The following is a 20,079-nucleotide window of genomic DNA, read 5'->3' on the forward strand; positions in this document are numbered from 1 at the left end:
CCACGGGAGTAAATTGCAGCTCAAACCGCCGGGAGCCGAAAGGCAGGCGTCTAGGCTGTGGTTCATGACTGGGGTGAAGTCGTAACAAGGTAACTGTACCGGAAGGTGCGGTTGGATCACCTCCTTTACTTCGCTCCGCACTGCTTGTTCAGCCCTCTCCGAGGGTTTGATTTCTCTGCCTCAGCGCCCCCAACACCCGTTGGGGGCGCTGCGCTGTTTTGTGGTGCTGCGGGTATCGCTTGCTGGGATGTCAATGTTGTGGAGTCTCGTGCCACGCACGCTCCAGAAATTGCTGGACCATCTGCGCGTCATCGTTTTCCAGACCACTCACCTCCTGCTCCAGCAGTTTGATGGCCCGCCGGAAGGCCTGCCGGTCCAGGTCGGGCAGGCCCCGCTCGGTGTTCCAGCGCCGTAACTCGCAGGTCAGGACGGCCAGTTCCAGCGGATTGCCGCCAGCGAGGATCTCGGCGACGAGCCGCTGGCGTGCCGCCCACTGCGGCGGCAACTTCAACGTGCTGCCCTGCAACTGTGCCAGCAATTCCGGGAGGTCGTTCTCGGTCAGCGCGGCGCGCATCCCGGCGCTCTGGGGGGCGGCCACCGGGACATAGGCGCGGCTGGCCGTGTGTGCGAACTGGATTTCGTAATACTCGTACGAGTTTTCCCCGACGGGCCGTCTGCACGTGCCGCTGATTACCCCGAGGCCATAGGGGGGCAAGACCACACGGTCCCCCTGGGTGAAGGCCACCTGTGTCAAGACCAGACCTCCTGACGCCATAGTGCACAGATACAGTTGGGGGGCCAGGAGAAGGGCTGCGAATCGTTGACTGCCCTCAAGCCGGTGCTTTGGCTGACAGAAGTCGCCACCAGCAGATTTGGGGATCTCCTCCGCCATGCCAGAGCGGGCAACCGCTCTGGACGTCCCAGCCAAGCCTGATTGTGGTGCATAGGTTACAGTTTAGGCCAAAGCGATAAGGAATGCATTAGGGTTGCTTCATGGCGGTCTGGTAGACCGAACTGAAATCCGCGAATAGAGCAGATGCAAGCCAGGAATCGGTTGAAACTGGATGCCAATGAAAGAAGCCCATCCGACACCATTTCTCGACGGACTGGGCTTCAGGGGCAACATCCTGAACACGGGGCGGCGGAACCGCACCCGGTCAGGGCTTACAGCGTCCCTTTGAGGGTGCTGGCCACTTTGAAGCGGATTTTCTTGCCAGCGGGAATGGTGATTTTCTGGCTGGTGCCGGGCCGAACGCCCGTCCGCGCCACGGTCTGGGTCACGCTGAGGGTGCCCAGACCCGGAAGGCCGACGCTTTTGCCACCCTGCAGGGCCGTGACCACGCTCGTCAGGACGGCGGCGACCGCTTCGCCGGCCTGCTTTTTGTTCAGGCTGGTCTTGTCGGCCACCATGTCAATGATCTGGGTCTTGGCGATCTTGCTGTTGGCACTTCTTGTGGGTGTGGCTTTGGCGGCGGGTTTCGTGGCGGCTTTGGTGCTTTTTGCCATGGACAAACCTCCGGGCTCTGGATTGAGCAGATTGTTGGCTCAAATGCACCTTAACACACATTAATCAATCGTCAATACTCGGAACTGCTGTCTCACAAAGCCTTTCCGGTGATTCATGATGTCCCTCACCGGACAAAACAGCAATGAACCACCGTTTACTCCCTTACAAACGTCGATTCAGATGTGTTTTAAATGAGTAAAGAATTAAGGAGTGACTGGTTTGACGGACTTGAGGGACAGCAGGCGCGCCTGCCCTGACAGGGCCTCGAAGGTCCACAGCTTGCCGCGCAGGGGGTCACCGACGCCGCCTAGCACCTTGAGGGCCTCCTGAGCCATCAGGCTGCCCACGAGATTAGGCACCGGTCCGAGGACGCCCGTCTCATCGCAGGACGGGCCGTCGCCGGGGGTGGGAAACAGATCCCGCAGGCCCAGATGGGGGCCAAAGACGCTGACCATCCCGCTGCTGCCGCCCGCTGCTCCCCAGACCCACTCACGTCCGGCCCGTGTGCAGGCGTCGGCGATGGCGTAACGCGTTTCGAAGTTGTCAGTAGCGTCCACGACGAGCGTAACGCTGGGCACCAGGCGGTCCAGATCATGGCCGTCCAGTCTGGACGCCACCTGCACCTGGACGAAGGGATTGAGGGCCTGTGCCCGCGCCGCGGCGATCTCGGCCTTGAGGCGGCCCACGTCGGCGGCCGTGAACAGCGTCTGGCGGTGCAGGTTGCTCACCCCCACCGTGTCGCCGTCCGCAATCACCAAGCGTCCTACGCCAGCTCCGGCCAGCTGCAAAGCCACGGGGCCGCCCAGTCCACCCGCGCCCACCAGCAGCACGCTGGCGTGTCGCAGCCGCTCCTGGGCTCCGGCCTGCAGCCACTCTGGAACGAGCAGCTGCCGTGAGTAGCGCCTCAACTCCTCACGCGAGAGTTCCCCTTGGGCCGGGGCCTGGAGTTCCTTCAGCGCCCGGACGCTGCTTTTTGCGGCGGTCATTGGGCCGAGTGTAATGGAGACTGGACGGCGACGGAGGCCGCCGCTTCACAGTCCAGCGGTTCTGGGCCGCCGCGTGCGGCTGCGCCTGTCCCGGCTGCGGCGCTGCCCTACAATGCGGCCCGTATGTTAGCCCTGCTGGTTGCCGTCCTGTCCTACCTTCTGGGGTCACTGGTCACCGGCGTGCTGTACTCGCGGGCGCGCGGGGCCGATATTCTGGGGCGGGACCTGCCGGGCGGCAGCGGCACCTACCGGCAGTTTGGGCGCAACGCTGCCATTCTGGTGACCGCCGGGGACATCCTTAAAGGCGTGCTGGCCGCGCTGCTGGCCCGTGCGCTGATTCCTGAACAGACCTGGATCGCCACCCTGGCGGTCGTGCTGGGCCACTGTTATCCACTGTTCTTCCGGTTCCGCGGTGGCGGCGGCATTGCGCCTCTGATGGGCGCCCTGCTGGTGGTCGCCCCGCTGACCCTGCTGGGCACGCTGGCGCTTGGCCTGGCGCTGATCCCGCTGTACCGCGCCACCCTGCAAAGCCGCCTGAACCTGAATGCCGTGCCGTTTGCGACTGCCGTCGCCGTGCCGCTGGGCGTGCTGCTGAGCCTGCGTTACGGCGGTCTGGCCGATCTGCTGGCGGGGAGCGCCGCGATGGCCGTGCGGGCCGCGCATCTGCTGGCTGTGCCGGTGGCCCAGGGCGACAAACGATGAGGCGGCGGGACACCGGGGCGCGGCGGCGCGCGGCGCGGTTTCTGCTGGGCCTGCTGCCCGCCGTGCTGTGGGGGCCGGCCCAGGCCGTCCCGGTGTTGGAAGGCCGCACGTTGCGCTACGAGGACGGTTCCCGGCTGGTGTGGCAGCGCAGCTATCCGGCGGCGCTGGGGGACCTGAGCGGCCCGCTGGAGGTGGGCGGCGTGACGTATCTGGGGGTGGGACCGGAAGTGTACGCGTACACCGCGCGGGGCCGGGTGCTGGGCCGCGCCGATCTGCCCGGCGCCGTGACGTCCCTGGACGCGTCCGGAGGGGTGGTCCGGGTGACCACTGCGGGAGACGGCTACGCCGAGCGCTTCACGCTGGCCGGCGGCGCGGCAGGCCCCAGCGTGCAGGAACGGGTGGTCTTTCCGCCGGACCCCACCGTGACGCAGTGGCTGCTGCGTGCGGCCCAGGCGGTACCGGAGGCGGGCGTGCAGGCGGCGGCCAGCGAGGACCCCACCAACCCCTTCCTGCTGCTGCGGCTGGCCGAGCAGCGCCGCAGGGCAGGCGACAGTTACGCGGCCCTCAGCGCCGTGCGCCGTGCGCTGGGGACCAGCCTCCCGTTCCCGGCGTGGGTGCAACTGGCCGCCCGCCTGGACACGGCGGGGTATCCGGCGGCGGCTGATCTGGCGTTGGACCGCGCCCGCCGCGACGCCGCCGGGCGTGGACTGGACCCGGACGTGCCGGTCAGCCGGGCGGCCCTGGGCGCGTATGGCAACCCCAGCGCGTACCTGGGCACGCTGCTGGACCAGAACCGGCTGGCCCGCGCCGCCGCCTGGATAGGGTACCTGCGCGAGTTGCATCCGCGTTTCGAGGGCGGCCCGGCCCTGTACGCACGGTACGCGGGCATTCTGGAAGCCCAGGGCCGCGCCGGGGAGGCCGAGGAATGGCGGCAGTTCTCGCGCTCGCTGCGGACCGGGACCCTGTACAACCTCGGGGCGGATGGACTGGACACCGTGCGGGACGCCGCCCGTTTCCTGGTCCTGGCGCTACTGCTCAGCGTGGGCGCGGCCCTGGTGGTCCTGGCGGTGCGGGCGTGGCAACCCCAGGGGGAGGCCACCCGGCCGTTGGGAGGGCGGTTCCGGGCGTGGCTGCGCCGCCCGTTGGCCCGCTCCCGCTTGATCTCGGTGGCCTACGCCTCCCTGAGCGAGCGTTTCCTGCTGACCCTGTTGCTGGCCGGCCTGGTGGTCTCGCTGGGCGGGTGGCAGTGGGCCAATCTGGCCGGCGCGGCCCTGAGAAGTCCAGCGCTGAACATCGGCACCTACGGCGGGGGCTGGGGTGGGGCGGGGCTGGGGGACCTGAACCTGCGTCCCGGCCCCGACAGCGCCCTGCTGATCGCGCTGGCCTCGCAGCTGGACGGGGACGATTCGCTGGCCCGTCAGACCTACACCGGGGCGCTACCCGACGCCTGCGCCCTGAACAACCTGGGCGCGATCTCGCAGGCCCGCGGCGACGAGGCGCAGGCCCGCGAACAGTACCGCGCCGCGCTGTCGGCCCGCCCGGACCTGAGCGCGTCCGCCTTCAACCTGGGCCTGAACCCCGGCACGCCGGACAGCAGCTTCCAGCGGACGTACCGCCCCGGTCAGCCCCGGCTGTGCTACCCGGACCAACGCAGCCTGACCCGCGCCGTGACCGGTGACCTGAGCGTGACGCTGCGCCAGGCGCTGCTCCACCCGGCCCAGGTGCTGACCCCCGCGCCGGGCCGCAGCGCCCGCCTGGGCTGGGCGCTGCTGGGGGCGGCGCTGCTGAGCGCGCTGATGGCCCTGTCGCTGCTGCTGCCGCGCACAAGGCTGACCCCGGCGCAGGCCCGCGCGCCCCTGACCCGCGTGCTGGCCCTGCTGCTGCCCGGCAGCGGGCTGATGAACAGTCCGTGGGGCGGCATGTTGCTGCTGGCCTGGGCGGCCGTGCTCACGGCGCTGGCCCCCTGGAGCGGCCTGGTCACGTTTCCGGCGCTGCCGCTGCTGGCCTCCGGCGCCCTGCAGGGCGGCCTGATCGTTACGCTGGCCGTCATTTACATCCTGAACGCCGCCCTGCTGCTGACTGCCGAGGTCCGGCACTACCGCCACCAGCGTTGGAAAGCACGCGCCGACAGCTAGGCAGGCAGGCGGGAGGTGGTTTCTGGTGTCTGGGACGCCTCCAGCCGGCAACCATTGACGCCGCATTTAAAAAGTGACCCACCTTCCGCCCGCATGGTGTACCATGTGAGCCATGCTTTCCCCAGGAGAACTTCTTTAGTGCAGCTTGACTCTGGCGCGGTGGCCGAGGGCCGCGTAACCCGTGTGACCGATTTCGGCGCGTTTATCCAGTTCGAGAACGGCGAGACGGGCCTCGTTCACATCTCGCAGATCGCCCATTCGTTCGTGCGTAACATCCACGATCATGTGCGCGAGGGCGAGAACATCGAGGTCAAGGTGCTGGGCCGCGACGAGCGTGGTCGCCTGGACCTGTCGATCAAGGAGCTGCTCGAGGAGCCCGAGGAAGTGCCGCGCCCGCGCGCCATCGGGCGGCAGAGTCCGCAGTTCGAGGCCAAGCTGCGTTCCTTCATGCGCGACGCCAAGGAGCGCACCACCACCGGCGGCCCCAAGAAGCCGGGCGGCGGCGGCAAGCGCAAGAAGTAAGCCTGAGACACGCACTCCCGGTTCCCTATGGCCGGGAGCCTTGCTTTGTCTGAGGCTTTAACCGCCGTGTAACCGGGCCGCGCCACACTGCGGTCATGAAGAAGAACCTGTCTATCCTGGCCCTGTCGGGCACGCTGGCCCTCGGCGCGTTCGTGGGCTACGGCGTCAACGAACGTTCGGCCGCCCAGAACGCCGCGCCGGTTACGGCCGCTCAGACCACCCAGGGCCAGATGGTCCAGGCCCTGGCGACGCCGCCCCAGGCCCCGCTGACCCAGAGCTACGACGGCGGGCGCGCCCGCACCGAATCCGAGGCCAACACTGTGAACGTGGTCAAGGCGCGGCAGGGCGGGCTGGTCTACGTCAGCGTGACTGAAAAGGCAGACGCCTCGGCCAGTCCCCAGGCCCAGTTGCGCAAACGGATGCAGGAGCAGATGCCTTTCGGCTTTCCGTTCGGTGACGGTGCCAGTCCGTTTGGAGATGGCGGCGATGGCGGCGGCACGCCGCAACCCCAGACCGGCACGGGCAGCGGGTTCTTTGTGTCGAGTGCGGGCGACATCATCACCAACAACCATGTGGTGGACGGGGCCAGCGAGATCACCATCCGCGTTCACGGGGACAAGACCGAGTACAAGGCCAAGGTGATTGCCCGCGCGCCCGACTTCGATCTGGCGCTGATCCGCGCCGAGGGTCTGCCCAAGAACCTGATCCAGCCGATTCCGCTGGGCGACAGCAGCCAGCTGGACGTGGGCCTGAAGGCGGTGGCGATGGGCGCGCCCTTTGGTCTGGACTTCAGCGTCTCTGAGGGCATTATTTCCAGCCTGGAGCGCACCGCCCCGGTGGGCATGCAGGGCATCAAGCAGAGCCTGATCCAGACCGACGCGGCGATCAACCCCGGCAACTCCGGTGGGCCGCTGCTGAACAGTGCGGGCGAGGTGATCGGCGTGAACACGCAGATCCTGACCGGCGGCGCCGGCCAGAGCGCGGGCGTGGGCTTTGCCATCCCGGTCAATACGGTCAAGAAACTGCTGCCCCAGTTGCAGGCGGGCAAGGGCGGCGTGGTGCAGCCGCCGCGCATGGGCATCACCTTCACGGACATCAGCGGCCTGAGCCCTGAGCAGCGCAAGGCCGCCGGGCTGCCGGAAAATGGTGCGCTGGTGCAGAGCGTGGTGCCGGGCAGTCCCGCCGCCAACGCCAGCCTGCAGGCAGGCAGCAACGAGAGCATCAAGCTGACCAATCCGGCCACCGGCCAGACCACCACCGTGTCCACCGACGGCGATCTGATCACCGCCATTGACGGCCAGCCCATCACCGACGACAACAGCCTGCAAAGCGCCGTTCTGGGCAAGAGCATGGGCGACAGCGTGAAGCTGACTGTCCGGCGCGGCGGCCAGACCCGCGAGGTCACGGTCAATCTGGGCGACGTGACGTTCCCCACCGCGCAGCAGTAGAGCCAGCAGGGCACCGGAAGTGAAGTGGGGCGGGGGGTTGTGACCTCCGCCCCCTCTTCTGTGTGACCCTGCTGGCCGGGACCGCTCAGCCGAACAGCGGTCCCAGATCGGTCATCTCGCCGGTGGGCGTGGCCGGGCCGAACGAATAGCTGCTGAAAACGGCCATGAACTCGCCCCGGTCCAGCAGGCGCGTCTGTCCGCTGGGGCCGGTGGCCTGCACCTGAGTGCCGCGCACGTTCAGGCGGTACTCGCCCAGTTCACGGACGCTGGCTTTCTTGCCCCGGCCAACGTGCAGCAGGGCGGTGACGCGGTATTCCTGGCCGCCCCTGGCGTTCAGGTAGGTCAGCAGTTCGGCGGCGTTCATCGGGGGACCATCATGCCCGAAATCAGGCGGGCGGAGGTCAGCGCGGTTCCACCACCACCGCCGTGCCGTAGGCCAGCACCTCGGTCACGCCGTCGGTGATCTCGTTGGCGTCGTAGCGCATGGCGAGAATGGCGTTGGCCCCGCGTTCCTGGGCGTGCTGGACCATCAGGTCGAACGCCTCCTGACGGGCCTTTTCGGCCAGCTCGGTGTACAGGGTGATGTTGCCGCCCAGGATCGTCTGGAGGGAGGCGCCCAGATTTCCCAGCACGCTGCGCGAGCGCACGGTCAGGCCGCGCACCACGCCCAGCTGACGGGTCACGCGTTGGCCTTCGAGTTCATTGGTGGTGGTGATCATCATCGGGTGCAACTGGGCGCCCCCATGCCTACCCTGCTGCGGGTGTCCGGTCACGACACCACCGTTCCTGCGCCGTCCAGCGCCGCCGTGATCGGCTGTCCGGCCCGGGCATCCCCGAAGATCACGCGGCGGACGCCACCCGCCACGGCCTCCGCCGCGCCCAGCACCTTCTTCTTCATGCGGTCCTGGGCAAATTCCAGGTACGCTTCCACGTCGTCCGCCGGAATATGGCGGATCAGGCTGGCCTCGTCGGGGTAGGCGCGCAGCAGCCCCGGCACGTTGGACAGCAGCAGCAGCGCCTCGGCCTTTAGAGCCACCGCCAGCGCGGCGGCGGCGCGGTCCCCGTCCACGTTGATCGCCACGCCCTCGTAGCTGCTGGCCGGAGGGGTCAAGACGGGCAGGTAGCCCGCTGTGAGCAGCAACTCGATCAGGCCGGTATTGACCTTCTCCACCGTCCCCGTGTGATCGCCGCGCAGCACCCGCGTCTTGCCGTTTTCCACCGCGCGCACGCTGTCCTTGTGGCGGCCCTCGAAAATGCGCCCGTCCAGCCCCGACAGCCCCACCGCGTTGACGTCCAGCCGCTGCAAGCGCTCTACGATCCCTTTGTTGATCTTGCCACAGTAGACCATCTCGAAGATTTCGAGGGTCTGGCGATCTGTAAAACGGCTGGTGTAGCCGCTGGGGCTGGTCACGAATCTGGGCGGATGGCCCAGCGCCTCGGCCACGCGGTTGGTCTCGCCGCTGCCGCCGTGGACCAGAATGAGCTTCTCGCCCGCCTTCCAGCGCGCCGCCAGATCGGCGCACACCGCGTCGTAATCGATCCCGGCGCTGCCGCCCACCTTGACCACGATCAAACTCGTTCCCTCATGCGGGGTATGCTAGAGCAAAGGGCAGGCGGCGGACACTCAGACGTTCAGACCCGGCACGGACCCTGGGCCGACATCAGCCCATCGTGCGCGGCAAAGGCTGACCCGGCAGAATCTTCTTCGGCTCGCGGAACTCGATGTTCTCCCACTCGCCCTCCTCGATCACCTGCAACCCCGGGTTCAGGGCGCGGAAATGGGCCACCACGGCCTGCACCAGATCGTCGGGGGTGCTGGCCGCGCTGGTGATGCCGATGGCCTTCACGCCGCCCAGATCAAGGCCCGCCAGATCATCTGCGTTTTCCAGGCGCTCGGCCCGCCCACACGTCTCGGCGGCCAGTTCCAGCAGGCGCATGCCGTTGCTGGAGTGGGTGCTGGTCAGGACCAGAAAGGCGTCCACGTTGGGCGCGATGGCTTTCACGGCGTCCTGGCGGTTCTTGGTGGCGTAGCACAGGTCCTCGCTGGGCGGCACGATCAGCTTCGGAAAGCGGGCCTTGAGAATGTCCACCGTGCGCCGCGTGTCGTCCACGCTCAGGGTCGTCTGGGTCAGGACCACCAACTTTTCGGGGTCCGGCACCGTGACCGTGTGCGGGTCGTGCAGCCCCTCACCGCTCTTGCCCAGCACGCCCACCAGAATGGTGTGGTCCGGGGCCTCGCCGCGCGTGCCGATCACCTCCTGATGCTGGGCGCTGTCGCCGATCAGCAGGATGGTGTGGCCCTCGCGGGCGTACTTCTTGGCCTCGGTGTGGACCTTGGTGACCAGCGGGCAGGTGGCGTCGATGGTACTCAACCCCAGCGCCCGCGCCCGTTCGCGCACCAGCGGGCTGATGCCGTGCGCGGAGAACACCACGGTGTCGCCGCCCCCCGGCAAAGCTTCCACGTCGTCCAGATTCTCCACGAAATGCACGCTGTGATCTCGGGCCAGCCGGTCCACCACGGTGTGGTTGTGGACAATCGAGTGGTAGACGGTGACGGGTTTGTCCTCGGTCTGCGCGGCGCGCTCCACGGCGCCGATGGCCATGACCACGCCCGCGCAGAAGCCTCGCGGCTTGGCCAGATACAGGCGCTCAACCATGAGAACGACGCAGCAACGGGGCGGGGGAGAGGTCAGTCATGCCGGTAGTTTACGGGCCGGGGCTGGGCGTGACCGTGTCGGGTGTCCCGGCGTCCGGTGGAGGCCCCAGATCAGGAGTCACGGTGTTCAGCCACCATTCGTCCGGGACCGGACGGCTGGCCGTCTTCCAGATGCGCTCGAAGCTGGCCTCCTGCTGCTGCACCGCCGCCGGATCGCCCGTCGCCAGTGCGGCCTCGGCCAGCCCCAGCCGTCCCCAGGCACTGAAGTGAAAGTTCATGCTGCCCACCACCACCACCCGGCGGTCCACCGTCAGGGCCTTGGTGTGCATGTTGAAGGTGACGTAACGCGCCTCGAAGCGGTCCTGAAGCCCCCGTCGGCGCAGCGCCTGGCGCAGCAGGGTGACGCCGCTGCGGTTGGCCGCCGCCCCCGTGCCGTAGTCCACGGTCAGCAGCCGGACGTGCACTTCACGCTCCAGCGCCTCCAGCACGGCGGTCATGTACACGGGCCAGGTGTCCGGGCCGCAGCCCTGCGGGTTCAGGTACGCGCCCCAGCAGTTCAGCGTGGGGCCAAAGTCGGCCTGCATCAGATCGATCTGGCTCTTGGCCGCGCCCAACAGGGCCAGATGGGCGCGGTCGGCCGAGTCGTCGCCGGGGCGGCGGTACAGCATAAAGGCCCGTGCGTGGCCGCTGGGCACGGCTTCCCGCGCGGCCGCCGGGTGCGTCACCGGGTCCGGCGGGGCCAGCTGACAGTGCGCCTCCGCCCCACTGCGCGTGACGCCCTCCGGGCAGCGCAGTTGCAGGCTGTGCCGCCACAGATCGTCGAAGGCGGCCACGCCGCTCTGCGCCACCGGTCCCGTCACGCGCAGGCCCAGATCATGCAGGTCGCGTCCTCCGGCCTCTGAGGCCGGCAGGTGCCAGTCGGTGTAGTTGTAGCCGGCCACCGTCAGGTCCCGCCCGTCGATCACGTGCAGCTTGACGTGGCTGTGCGGAAAGTAGCGGTAATTGAGAATGGTCAGGGTCCAGCCCACGCGGGCGTCCTGCAGCGGCACGCCCAGATCGAGCAGATCGGCGAGCAGGGCCAGCGGTTGGGTCCGGCCGTCGGGGCGCTGCAGATCCGGAAAGCCGCCCAGCAGCGCCCGCACCGTCATGCCCTGCGGGTACGCGGCGGGATCGGCCCGCACCCGCGCGTACAGCGCCGCCACCGCCTGCGCGAAGGTCCAGCCGGGGAGCCCCGGCCCCGCATTCCACTCCATGCTGGCCAGCAGCACCTCGCTTCTGGCGTTGGCGATCTGGCTGGCAGTCACCTCGAAAGCGTCCAGGGGCGTGGTCAGGCCGCGCGGTGTGCGCAGGTACCCGACGAAGGCGTTGTCGCAGCTCAGGTCCGGCTGGCCGTTCGCCGTGGTCACGGTCCACAGGGCGTGTTCCAGCGGGTCCGTGGGCGGGGCGCAGGGGGGCGGGTTCAGCGGCGCGGGCGGCGCCACCGGCCCCAACCCCAGCGGCACCTCCGCGCCCTGCCCGTGCCCACCGCAGGCCAGAGCGAAGGGCAGCAGCAGACGGGCGGCGCGGGCAGTCATGCGGCAGCATAAGCCGCTGGCACGCGCGCTGGGCACCACTTTAAGGCCCGCCCCGGAGGTTCTTAGAGACGCGTCAGGTTGGAAACGAGGATCAACAGAGGGGCAGCGTGCGGGACCGGAGGCACGTGCTGTGACCCGTTCAGTCCACCACCGTGAAGCCCAGCCGCGCGGCCTGCTCCACGAAGAAGTTGATGTTCTCGGTCAGCGTCTGCGGCCCCAGGCTCTTGCGCCCGTGTTCGCCTGTGGCCGCGATGATCAGGGTCTCGGCCAGACACGCCGGTACCGCGCCGTCCCCGAACTGCAGGTCGATGGCGGTGGTCATGCCGCCGGGTGGGCGCACCACGCCGCCGGGAATGATCCGCACGCCAGGAATGCTCGCCACGCTTTCAGCCACGTCTGCCGGGCGGCCCTCGTCGAAGATCCAGGTGCCGGGTTTGACGTGCTGCGGGAAGATCACCGGCTGCGGATCGCTGGTGGCCGTGAAGATCAGGTCCGCGTCTTTCAGCGTGGCGTAATCAGTGGTGGTGATGATCTCGGTCTGGGCGTTCGCGCGGCGCAGGGTGGCGGCGCTGCGCTCGAGCTTGTCCATGTTGCGCCCCAGCATGATGATCCTCGCCACCTGCGGCGCGATGGTGCGGGCGATGCCGAAGGCCACCACGCCGTTGGCGCCCACGATCCCGGCGGTGGCGGCCCCCAGGTCCCGGCCCTCCGACTCGAAATGTTTCAGAATGCCTGGAATCGCGGCCTTGATGGTCCCCGAGGTGTACGCGCCGCCGTTGGTCACGGTGATTTCCGGCACGGCGGCCTGCACGTCCACGCCCTTGTTGCCCACCACCGACCAGAAGGCGCCCAGCCCGAACACCTCCGCGCCCAGTTCGTGCGCCAGCCGCGCGCCCTCGATGGCGCGGCGGGTGGCCAGTTCCGGCTGTGAATCAAAGACATCCGGCAGCAGCGGGCTCGACAGCAGGTAACAGCGGATGCTCTGGCCCTCGGGGGTGCGGATGCCGCGCAGCTCACCCACCTTCATGGGCCGCAGGTTCTCGGCCATCTGGCGCACGGTGCGCTCGCTGATCACCCCGCGCTCCACCAGCGGCTTCATCCACGCGAAGCGGCGGGCGGACCAGAAGTTCTCCAGCGTCATGGGGTGGATCATGAAGGCGGCCACCACCTCGTCGCTGCGTTTGCCGGCCAGCGGCACCTCCTCGCCGAACTTCGGTTCGGTGCCGTCCAGCATGCGTCCGATGTTTTCCTTGAAGCGCCAGCCCGCCGCCACCAGCAACCCCAGCGCCGCCAGCTTGGCCGGCACGCCGGCGGGCAGCAGCGCCATCACCACGGCGAAAGCCGCCAGTCCGGCGAGGGTGGCCGCGCTGACATAACCCCAGTAGCCGGTCACGCCCGCGTAGACCACCACCGGCAGTGCCGCCACCCACAGCGGCACGGCCCCGGTTACTGCCAGTCCGGCCAGCACGCCCAGCAGCACCAAGTTCCCGCGTCCGCGCGGCGGCACCGCGCCGTAGAGCGGACGGTACAGCGCGGTTGGCGGGTTCAGGTGGCCCAGATACGCGGCCAGTGCCGCCAGCACGGTCACTTCCGGCAACCCCAGGCTGGAGGCCATCAGCACCGCCAGCAGGCCCTTGCCCGCGTCCAGCAGCGCGGAGGCTGTCGCCAGCCCCGGTCCCACCAGCCGCAGCATGTTCTCCACGCCCAGGTTGTGCGCGTTGCTCAGGCGGGCGTTTACCCCAGCGCGGTTCAGCAGCAGATGGCCCAGCGGCAGACTGCCCACGAGAAAGGCCACCAGCAGCAACAGGGCCGACAGAAACAACATGCCAGGCATTCTAGGGCTTTCAGGTCACCGGACCCTTGGGCGAGATGACTGGGGATGGGATGGCCCGCCCAGCCCGCGTGTGGAACCCTCCAGCTCAGCCGCGCTGCCCATTGGAGGCGACCACAAAACGTCCCTCCCGCAGATGCAGGAGGGACGTTTCGCGGTGAGGACGGTTTACATGCGGCGGGCGTCCATCGTGTTCTCGTCCACGAACTCGCCGCCGTGGCGCTTGACCGCCTCGGCCACCACGTCGTAGGGCACCGCGTCCTCGACGGCCACGGCGCGGCCCCCGGCGTTCACCGTGCTGTGCATCCGGTCGTAGTAGTCGTCGCTGACGCCGTAGGTGCCGTAATCGTCATCGGCCGTGCGGCCGTCGTGGTTCTCGTCCACACCTGCTGCGCCGCCGGCTGCGCCCACCGCGGCGCCCACACCCGCACCCAGCGCGGCCATGCCCAGGACCACCGGAATCGCCAGACCGCCGGTGGCCACCGTGGCCCCAACGCCCGCAACGGTGCCTGCCGTTCCCAACAGGCCCGCACCCGCACCCACCACGGCGCCCACGCCGGTGCCCTTCACGGCACCCGCGCCCGCGTCTTCAGCGGCGGCACTGGGCTCGCCGTCGGCGGTGTTGTCGTAGGTCCGGACGTCGCCGCCCGCTGCCGCCGTGTTGTCCATGCCGTTGCCGTAGGTGTCGGCCATGCCGTTGTCCGCCGTGCGGAGGTCACTGTGGCGGTTGTAGGTCGAGGTGCCCATGGTCGGGGCCACCACGCCCTTCTGCTGAAGTTCAGCGATGAACGCGTCGGCCTGTGCGGTCGTGGGGAACAGAATGTGTTTCATGTCACCCAGTCTGGGCGAGGCCTCTCAGGCTGACATGAGACGACCTCAAAAAACCGTTGGGACGATGCTGAAGTGACCTGTAGGTCGGTCTCATGTGACCCCGCTCAGGCGATCTTCTCGGCCTCGAACCGCTGGGAGGGTGACGTGAACTCGTCCTGTGCGGCCACCAGCATGATCTCGCGGCTGCCCGCCTCGTGGGTCCGCTTGAGCAGGCCGTACAGCGCGCTCATGGACAGACTCAGCGCCGCCCCCACGTCCCGCTGCTGCAGGTAGTGGCCGAAGAACAGCGCGGCGATGGTATCCCCGGTCCCGTTGCGCGGGGGGTCCAGCGGCAGCAGCGGCGTGCTGCACAGCCACGCCCCGTCGTCGGTCACGGCCAGCGTCTCGATCTGGTCCGCCGGGGCGTCTTCCCTGACCAGACTGGTGACCACAACGATGCGCGGGCCGCCGGGGTGGAGCCGCTCGCGCAGACTCTGGGCTGCCGCCAGCGCCCCTTGCAGGGTCCGGACCTCGCGCCCGGTCAGCAGCTCCAGCTCAAACTGGTTGGGGGTCAGGATGTCGGCGGCCCCCAGCGCCTGCGCCGCGATCAGGTCCGGCAGCTCCGGGCGCACGAATACGCCGCGCCCCACGTCGCCCATCACCGGGTCACAGCAGTACAGCGCCGCCGCGTTGGCCTCGCGCACGCGCCGCACCGCCTCCACCACCGCCGCAACCGTGCCGCCCGAACCCATGTAGCCGCTCAGCACGCCCGCGCAACTGTCCAGCGTGCCGCGCGCCTCGATGCCGTCCACCAGCTCGGCGATCTGCTCGGGCGGAAACACCGCCCCGGTCCACGCGCCGTACCCGGTGTGGTTGGAAAACTGCACGGTATGAATCGCCCAGACCTCGATTCCCAGGCGCTGCAACGGAAACACGGCGGCGGCGTTGCCGACATGGCCGAAGCTGACCCATGACTGAATGCTCAGGACATTGAGCGGTGACGGTGCGGCGTCCGGGAAGGGGGCTGTCATGTTCTTCAGGATAGGCCGCGTGGGGCCATTTCGCGTCCTGCCCCACAAGCGGCCCGGTTGCTGCCTGATGGGATTGTGTGTCTGGGTCTGCGCCGTGTTCTGGAACTGGCGAGGTTTCGGTGCGTTTAGCGCTCTTCCAGTGCCAGTTCCACCAGTCGCGTGACCAGCTCGCTGTAGCCCAGGCCCGCCGCCTCGAACAGCTTGGGGTACATGCTGGTCTGGGTAAAGCCGGGCATGGTGTTGACCTCGTTCAGCAGCAGCTCGCCGCTTTCTTCCAGGTAGAAGAAGTCCACGCGGGCCAGCCCGGCGCAGTCCAGCGCGCGGAAGGCCGTCAGGGCCAGTTCCCGCACGCGCCCCGACACGTCATCGGGGATGGGAGCGGGAATATGCACGGAAGCGCGGCCCTCGGTGTATTTGGTCTCGTAGTCGTAGAACTCGGCCCCGAAGCGCAATTCGCCCACCGGGCTGGCGATGGGCGAGTCGTTGCCCAGCACGCCCACCTCCAGTTCACGCGGTTTGTGGGCGGTCATGGCTTCCAGAATCACCCGGCGGTCTAGGCTGAAGGCCAGGTCCAGCGCGGCGTCCAGGTCAGCCGGCCCACGCACCTTGCTGATGCCCACGCTGGACCCCAGGTTGGCCGGCTTGACGAACAGCGGAAAGCCCAGTTCGGCGGCCCGCGCCCGCACGGCGTCCTGGTGTTGTTGCCACTCGCGCCGTACCGCCAGCCGCCACGCCACCTGCGGAATGCCGGCCGAGGCCAGCACCTGCTTGGTCATCACCTTGTCCATGCTGACCGCCGAACCCAGCACACCGCTGCCCACGAACGGAATGCCCGCCAGCGTCAGCAGGCCCTGCACCGTGCCGTCCTCGCCCATCGGGCCGTGCAGCAGCGGAAAGACGGCGTCGTAGCCCTCGGCGCTGGCGACGCGGTGCAACACCAGATCGCCTCCAGAGGCTGCCACGCCGTTTTCCAGCGCCTGCCGGGTGTCAGTGGGCGGCAGCCAGCGCCCCTGCTTGCTGATGGCCACCGGGGTCACGTCGAACTGGTCACGCGGCAGGGCGGCCAGGACGCTGCGGGCGCTCATCAGGCTGACCTCGTGTTCCCCGGACTGGCCGCCGGCCAGCAGCAGAATGCGCTTCTTCATCGGGGCGCAGTATGTCACGGGGGTGAGGCAGCCGGCAGAACCCTGCTGGCCCCTGGCGTCAGGCCAGCCAGCCGCCCCCCCTCCCTCACCTCTACCCGCTCAGTGGCAGCCGCACCGTGAAACGCGCCCCGCCCAGCGGCCCCCGCTCGGCCCGCGCCTCGCCCCCGTGTGCATGCGCCAGCTCCTGCACGATGGCCAGGCCCAGGCCGCTGCCCCCGGTGCCGCGCGTGCGGCTGCTGTCCAGGCGGGTAAAGCGGGTGAAGACGGCCTCGCGGCTGGGTTCGGGAATGCCGGGGCCGTCGTCGTCCACGTGCAGCCACGCCTGTGCGCCGCTGGTCTCCACGCTGATCTGGACGCGGCTGCAGGCGTGTTGCAGCGCGTTCTCCAGCAGGTTCACGGCGATCTGGCGCACCCGCCCGGCGTCGGCGTGCAGCGGGGCGGGGTGCGGCGCGTTCAGCTGCAGCGTGACGCCGCGCGCCCCGGCCCGGTCTGTCAGATCGCGCACCACCCCGGCGCTCAGGGCGGCCAGATCCAGCGCCCCGGGCTGCAGGCGCAGGCGGCCCGCCTCGGCCAGCGTCAGGGTGCGCAGATCGTCCACCAGCCGCGTGAGCTGCTGGGTCTGCTGGCTCAGGAGCGCCACCTGCTCGGGGCTCAGCGTGTACACGCCGTCCTCCAGGGCGTCCAGCCGCGCCTGCATGATCGCCAGCGGGGTACGCAGCTCGTGGGCGATGTCGGCCACCGCCTGCCGCCGCTCGTTTTCCAGCCGCTGAAGGTTGGCGGCCATCTCGTTGAAGTTGCCCGCCAGTTCGGCCAGTTCGCGCTCGCCGCTCAGCACCGGGGCGCGGACGCTCAGGTCCCCGCGCGCCAGCCCCGCCGCCGCCGCCGAGACGGCCAGGATCGGCCGGGCCAGCCGCCGCGACAGCACGAAGGCCAGCAGCGCCGACGCGGCGGCGGCCAGCAGCCCCACCTGCAGCAGGTTGCGCTGAATGTTCTCCAGAAAGTCCTGGGTGCGCGGCGTGAAGCCCCGGGGCGGCCCACCACTGTCGTCCCGGCCCCGCACCCTGGCGCCGGCCTCGATCACGATGTCGTTGCCGCCCGCGCCGCGCACCACGCCGTTCACGTCCGGGCTGCTGCGGCCAGGGGGCAGGTAGGGATCAGCCGGGGTGCCGGTGCGGATCTGCGGCGTCGGCGCGGCCACGATCACCTCGCCCCGGCGCTGCGCCTCCTGCTGGGCGCGCAGGTACTGCTGCACTTCCGGCGGCAGGCGGCGGAACTCGCCCTGCACCGCCAGATTGGAAAACACGAAGGTGCTGCCCACCGACAGCCCCACCACCGCCAGCATGGCCAGCAGCAGCGTGAACCCCAGCGAGAGGCCGCGCCTGCGGGAGGCCGGCGTCTGCTTCAACCGGTGGCCTCCAGCCGGTAGCCCACGCCGCGCACGGTGCGCAGCAGGCCCGCCGCCCCCGCCGCCTCCAGCTTGCGCCGCACCCCGGCCAGATGCGCGTCCACCACCCGTTCCAGCGCCTCAGAGTCGGGCAGCGCCGCCGCGAGCAGTTCCTCGCGGGTAAAGGCGCGGCCCGGCGACTGCGCCAGATGAGACAGCAGCCGGAATTCGGCGGGGGTCAGCGTCAGCGCCTGCCCGTTCACGCGGGCCAGGACGGCGCGGGGATCGATCTCCAGCGGCCCCACCCGCAGCGGCTTGTCCAGGTCTTCCAGGGCGGCGCTCGCCCGGCGCAGCACCGCCTTGACGCGGGCCATCACCTCGCGCGGGCGGAACGGCTTGACCACGTAGTCGTCCGCGCCCAGTTCCAGCCCCACGATCTGATCGGTTTCCTCGGCGCGGGCGGTCACCAGGATCACCGGGGTGCCGCCGTCCGCCCGGACGGTCTTCAGGACGTCCAGGCCACTCTTGCCGGGCAGCATCACGTCCAGCAGGATCAGGTCTGGGCTGACGGCCCGGAAGGCGCTCAGGGCCGCAATGCCGTCCCCGGCCCGCTCGGTGCGGTAGCCCTCCTGGCGAGCGTAGGCCTCAAGCACCTCGGCCAGTTGCGGCTCGTCCTCCACGATCAGCAGCAGGGCGCTCATGGGCGCGGCCCGCCCGTCAGGAGGGCTGAAGGTGTGGCCGCCGTCCGCCTCGTGCTGTTTTCATGTTGCCCCCCGCGAGTCCCGTTCATGCGGCCCACAGTAGCCCCGCCGCGTGAAGACTGGGCGAAGGTCAGCGGGGGAAGACCGGGCCTCCAATCTGGCCTCGACGCTGATTCAGACGGCGTGGGGGCGCCTTCGACAAATCTTCGAAAAGCCTGCGCGGAGCGTTCGCACGCCGCCCCCAGACTGCCGGTCATGAACGCCCCCCGATCTTCACGGCCCCCACCCTTGCAGCTGGTCTGCCTGACGCTGGCCCTGGGCGGCGCGGCCTCCGCGCAGTCCGCACAGCCGCAGACTGGCACGCCGTTTACCCTGGAAGACGCCCTGAACCGTCTGGACGCCGCCCCCAGCGTGACCGCCGCGCGCCTGAGCGTGCAGACGGCCCAGACCAATCTGAACGCGGCGCGCACGGCGCTGGGCCTGACGGTCTCGGTCAACGGCAACGCGGCCTACAGCGGCCCAGGCACGGCGGCGGACGGCACGGCCACGGCGGGCAGCACCAGTGGCGCAGCGGGCGTGAACGTCAGCCTGGGGCTGCTGCCGTGGGCGAGTAACGGGAGCGGTCTGAAAACCGCCGAACGCGGGCTGGCGCTGGCCCAGGCACGGCTGACCGACGCCCAGAACTCGGCGCGACTGAACGTGGCGGGGCAGTATTTTGCGGCGGTGCTGGCGACGCAGGACATGGACATCGCGGCCCGCACCCTGGCCCTGCGGCAGCGCCAGTTGACCGTCACCCAGACCCAGCAGGGCGTCGGCAACGCCACTGCCGGGGCCGTCCTGAGTGCCCAGGCCGCCGTTCAAAGTGCCCAGGGGGCGCAGGTGCAGGCCGCCGCCAGTCTGGACGCGGCGCGGCGCGGGCTGGAGGCGGCGCTGGGCAGTGAGGTGGGGGACGTGACCTTCAGCACCCTGCCCACCACGCAAGTCACGCTGCCGGACGTGGCGGCGCTGGTGGCGCAGGCCAGGGCCTCACGTTCAGAAGTCATTGGGGCGCAGAACACCCTGGAGGCCGCGCAGGACGATCTGACCAGCCAGCAGCGCCAGGCCACCCTGCCTGACCTGACCGCCAGCGTGCGCTACGGCCCCGGCGGGGGCGGCGGCCTGACCACGGCCCTGAACCTGCAGCAGGGAACGCTCAGCGCGGGGTACAGCCTGCCGCTGGGGGTCTCGGCCACGGCCTCCACGGCCAGCCGCCTGAGCGCCAGCGTCACCGGCAGTTACGTGGTGTACTCGCCGGGTCAGAAAGCCCAGCTCTCGGCGGCGCAGGCCAGCGTCACGCAGGCGCAGCTGTCGCTGAACGTGGCGCAGCAGAATGCTGAGCTGGACGTACGAACCCGTTACAGCACCCTGCAAACCGCGCTGATCGCCGTGCAGACCCGTGAGACGGGCGTGCAGGTGGCGCAGCTCGCCCTGCAAACGGCCCAGACCCGCCTGGAAGCCGGCACCGGCACGGCGGACGACGTCAGCGCCGCCGAACTCGAACTGGCCGGGGCGGAGCGTGACCTGCTGGCCGCCCGCATCACCGCCCAGACCAACCTGCTTCAACTTCAAAGCGCTGCCGGAGGCCCCCGATGAACCCCACGAAAACAC

The 20,079-nt window shown here is 69.4% G+C and carries 19 protein-coding genes and 1 rRNA gene; 6 read left to right on the forward strand and 14 right to left on the reverse strand.

Annotated elements, in window-relative coordinates; genetic code table 11:
* Positions 1-127, forward strand: a 16S ribosomal RNA gene (locus FHR04_RS16020); the annotation flags it as partial.
* Positions 128-250: 123 nt separating this feature from the next.
* On the opposite strand, the gene FHR04_RS16025 is transcribed toward FHR04_RS16020, so the two are convergent.
* The 3 genes from FHR04_RS16025 to FHR04_RS16035 form a co-directional block, all read right to left on the reverse strand.
* Positions 251-745, reverse strand: a complete 495-nt coding sequence (locus tag FHR04_RS16025; RefSeq protein WP_311734732.1) for a CarD family transcriptional regulator — start codon at positions 743-745, stop codon at positions 251-253.
* 419 nt (positions 746-1,164) lie between these two features.
* Positions 1,165-1,506 (reverse strand): HU family DNA-binding protein, encoded by a 342-nt coding sequence (locus FHR04_RS16030; protein WP_039682404.1) that lies wholly within the window; start codon positions 1,504-1,506, stop codon positions 1,165-1,167.
* 204 nt (positions 1,507-1,710) lie between these two features.
* Entirely contained in the window at positions 1,711-2,493 is a 783-nt protein-coding gene (locus tag FHR04_RS16035; protein ID WP_139404297.1) for a HesA/MoeB/ThiF family protein, read from the reverse strand.
* Positions 2,494-2,616: 123 nt separating this feature from the next.
* On the opposite strand from FHR04_RS16035, the gene FHR04_RS16040 reads away from it, so the two are divergent.
* The 4 genes from FHR04_RS16040 to FHR04_RS16055 all read left to right on the forward strand — a co-directional run bounded on the left by FHR04_RS16040 (position 2,617) and on the right by FHR04_RS16055 (position 7,300).
* Complete coding sequence (locus FHR04_RS16040; RefSeq protein WP_139404298.1) at positions 2,617-3,195, forward strand: glycerol-3-phosphate acyltransferase; 579 nt, start codon at positions 2,617-2,619, stop codon at positions 3,193-3,195.
* Positions 3,192-5,330: a hypothetical protein gene (locus tag FHR04_RS16045; RefSeq protein ID WP_249039164.1), complete on the forward strand. Its 2,139-nt coding sequence runs from the start codon at positions 3,192-3,194 to the stop codon at positions 5,328-5,330. The genes FHR04_RS16040 and FHR04_RS16045 overlap by 4 nt, the downstream gene beginning before the upstream one ends.
* Positions 5,331-5,423: 93 nt before the next feature.
* Complete coding sequence (locus FHR04_RS16050) at positions 5,424-5,852, forward strand: S1 RNA-binding domain-containing protein (RefSeq protein ID WP_052195232.1); 429 nt, start codon at positions 5,424-5,426, stop codon at positions 5,850-5,852.
* A 95-nt stretch (positions 5,853-5,947) separates the two neighbouring features.
* Positions 5,948-7,300 (forward strand): S1C family serine protease, encoded by a 1,353-nt coding sequence (locus tag FHR04_RS16055; RefSeq protein ID WP_139404299.1) that lies wholly within the window; start codon positions 5,948-5,950, stop codon positions 7,298-7,300.
* A gap of 85 nt (positions 7,301-7,385) precedes the next feature.
* On the opposite strand, the gene FHR04_RS16060 is transcribed toward FHR04_RS16055, so the two are convergent.
* The 11 genes from FHR04_RS16060 to FHR04_RS16110 form a co-directional block, all read right to left on the reverse strand.
* Complete coding sequence (locus FHR04_RS16060) at positions 7,386-7,664, reverse strand: hypothetical protein (protein ID WP_139404300.1); 279 nt, start codon at positions 7,662-7,664, stop codon at positions 7,386-7,388.
* Positions 7,665-7,701: 37 nt separating this feature from the next.
* Positions 7,702-8,073: a YbjQ family protein gene (locus FHR04_RS16065; RefSeq protein ID WP_211344210.1), complete on the reverse strand. Its 372-nt coding sequence runs from the start codon at positions 8,071-8,073 to the stop codon at positions 7,702-7,704.
* Entirely contained in the window at positions 8,070-8,873 is an 804-nt protein-coding gene (locus tag FHR04_RS16070; protein WP_139404301.1) for a [LysW]-aminoadipate kinase, read from the reverse strand. Before FHR04_RS16070 ends, FHR04_RS16065 begins: the two co-directional genes overlap by 4 nt.
* A gap of 88 nt (positions 8,874-8,961) precedes the next feature.
* Complete coding sequence (gene ispH, locus FHR04_RS16075) at positions 8,962-9,957, reverse strand: 4-hydroxy-3-methylbut-2-enyl diphosphate reductase (protein WP_039682410.1); 996 nt, start codon at positions 9,955-9,957, stop codon at positions 8,962-8,964.
* 49 nt (positions 9,958-10,006) lie between these two features.
* A complete protein-coding gene (locus FHR04_RS16080) occupies positions 10,007-11,530 on the reverse strand; it encodes a phospholipase D-like domain-containing protein (RefSeq protein ID WP_139404302.1) in 1,524 nt (507 codons plus the stop codon).
* A 139-nt stretch (positions 11,531-11,669) separates the two neighbouring features.
* A complete protein-coding gene (locus FHR04_RS16085; RefSeq protein WP_139404303.1) occupies positions 11,670-13,355 on the reverse strand; it encodes a glycerol-3-phosphate acyltransferase in 1,686 nt (561 codons plus the stop codon).
* 174 nt (positions 13,356-13,529) lie between these two features.
* Positions 13,530-14,192: a hypothetical protein gene (locus tag FHR04_RS16090; protein ID WP_039682412.1), complete on the reverse strand. Its 663-nt coding sequence runs from the start codon at positions 14,190-14,192 to the stop codon at positions 13,530-13,532.
* Positions 14,193-14,296: 104 nt separating this feature from the next.
* Positions 14,297-15,202, reverse strand: a complete 906-nt coding sequence (gene pdxY, locus FHR04_RS16095; protein ID WP_139404304.1) for a pyridoxal kinase PdxY — start codon at positions 15,200-15,202, stop codon at positions 14,297-14,299.
* Between the two features lie 125 nt (positions 15,203-15,327).
* Positions 15,328-16,347 carry a D-alanine--D-alanine ligase family protein gene (locus FHR04_RS16100; RefSeq protein ID WP_039682414.1) on the reverse strand — a complete coding sequence of 340 codons (1,020 nt, stop codon included), beginning with the start codon at positions 16,345-16,347 and terminating at the stop codon, positions 15,328-15,330.
* A gap of 91 nt (positions 16,348-16,438) precedes the next feature.
* Positions 16,439-17,752: a sensor histidine kinase gene (locus FHR04_RS16105; RefSeq protein ID WP_249039165.1), complete on the reverse strand. Its 1,314-nt coding sequence runs from the start codon at positions 17,750-17,752 to the stop codon at positions 16,439-16,441.
* Positions 17,749-18,432: a response regulator gene (locus FHR04_RS16110; protein ID WP_039682415.1), complete on the reverse strand. Its 684-nt coding sequence runs from the start codon at positions 18,430-18,432 to the stop codon at positions 17,749-17,751. The genes FHR04_RS16105 and FHR04_RS16110 overlap by 4 nt, the downstream gene beginning before the upstream one ends.
* A 255-nt stretch (positions 18,433-18,687) precedes the next feature.
* Between FHR04_RS16110 and FHR04_RS16115 the strand changes: the two genes are divergently transcribed.
* Positions 18,688-20,064, forward strand: coding sequence for a TolC family protein (locus tag FHR04_RS16115; protein ID WP_139404305.1), 1,377 nt, complete (start codon positions 18,688-18,690; stop codon positions 20,062-20,064).
* Positions 20,065-20,079: the final 15 nt, after the last annotated feature.

It is taken from the genome of Deinococcus radiopugnans ATCC 19172, assembly GCF_006335125.1.
Lineage (GTDB): Bacteria > Deinococcota > Deinococci > Deinococcales > Deinococcaceae > Deinococcus > Deinococcus radiopugnans.

Bases quoted from the DNA above. Each gene is read 5' to 3' on its own strand.
- FHR04_RS16030 (WP_039682404.1), bottom strand. From the start codon at position 1,506: ATGGCAAAAAGCACCAAAGCCGCCACGAAACCCGCCGCCAAAGCCACA.
- FHR04_RS16035 (WP_139404297.1), bottom strand. From the start codon at position 2,493: ATGACCGCCGCAAAAAGCAGCGTCCGGGCGCTGAAGGAACTCCAGGCC.
- FHR04_RS16040 (WP_139404298.1), top strand. From the start codon at position 2,617: ATGTTAGCCCTGCTGGTTGCCGTCCTGTCCTACCTTCTGGGGTCACTG.
- FHR04_RS16045 (WP_249039164.1), top strand. From the start codon at position 3,192: ATGAGGCGGCGGGACACCGGGGCGCGGCGGCGCGCGGCGCGGTTTCTG.
- FHR04_RS16050 (WP_052195232.1), top strand. From the start codon at position 5,424: ATGGTGTACCATGTGAGCCATGCTTTCCCCAGGAGAACTTCTTTAGTG.
- FHR04_RS16055 (WP_139404299.1), top strand. From the start codon at position 5,948: ATGAAGAAGAACCTGTCTATCCTGGCCCTGTCGGGCACGCTGGCCCTC.
- FHR04_RS16060 (WP_139404300.1), bottom strand. From the start codon at position 7,664: ATGAACGCCGCCGAACTGCTGACCTACCTGAACGCCAGGGGCGGCCAG.
- ispH (WP_039682410.1), bottom strand. From the start codon at position 9,957: ATGGTTGAGCGCCTGTATCTGGCCAAGCCGCGAGGCTTCTGCGCGGGC.
- FHR04_RS16080 (WP_139404302.1), bottom strand. From the start codon at position 11,530: ATGACTGCCCGCGCCGCCCGTCTGCTGCTGCCCTTCGCTCTGGCCTGC.
- FHR04_RS16085 (WP_139404303.1), bottom strand. From the start codon at position 13,355: ATGTTGTTTCTGTCGGCCCTGTTGCTGCTGGTGGCCTTTCTCGTGGGC.
- FHR04_RS16090 (WP_039682412.1), bottom strand. From the start codon at position 14,192: ATGAAACACATTCTGTTCCCCACGACCGCACAGGCCGACGCGTTCATC.
- pdxY (WP_139404304.1), bottom strand. From the start codon at position 15,202: ATGACAGCCCCCTTCCCGGACGCCGCACCGTCACCGCTCAATGTCCTG.
- FHR04_RS16100 (WP_039682414.1), bottom strand. From the start codon at position 16,347: ATGAAGAAGCGCATTCTGCTGCTGGCCGGCGGCCAGTCCGGGGAACAC.
- FHR04_RS16110 (WP_039682415.1), bottom strand. From the start codon at position 18,432: ATGAGCGCCCTGCTGCTGATCGTGGAGGACGAGCCGCAACTGGCCGAG.
- FHR04_RS16115 (WP_139404305.1), top strand. From the start codon at position 18,688: ATGAACGCCCCCCGATCTTCACGGCCCCCACCCTTGCAGCTGGTCTGC.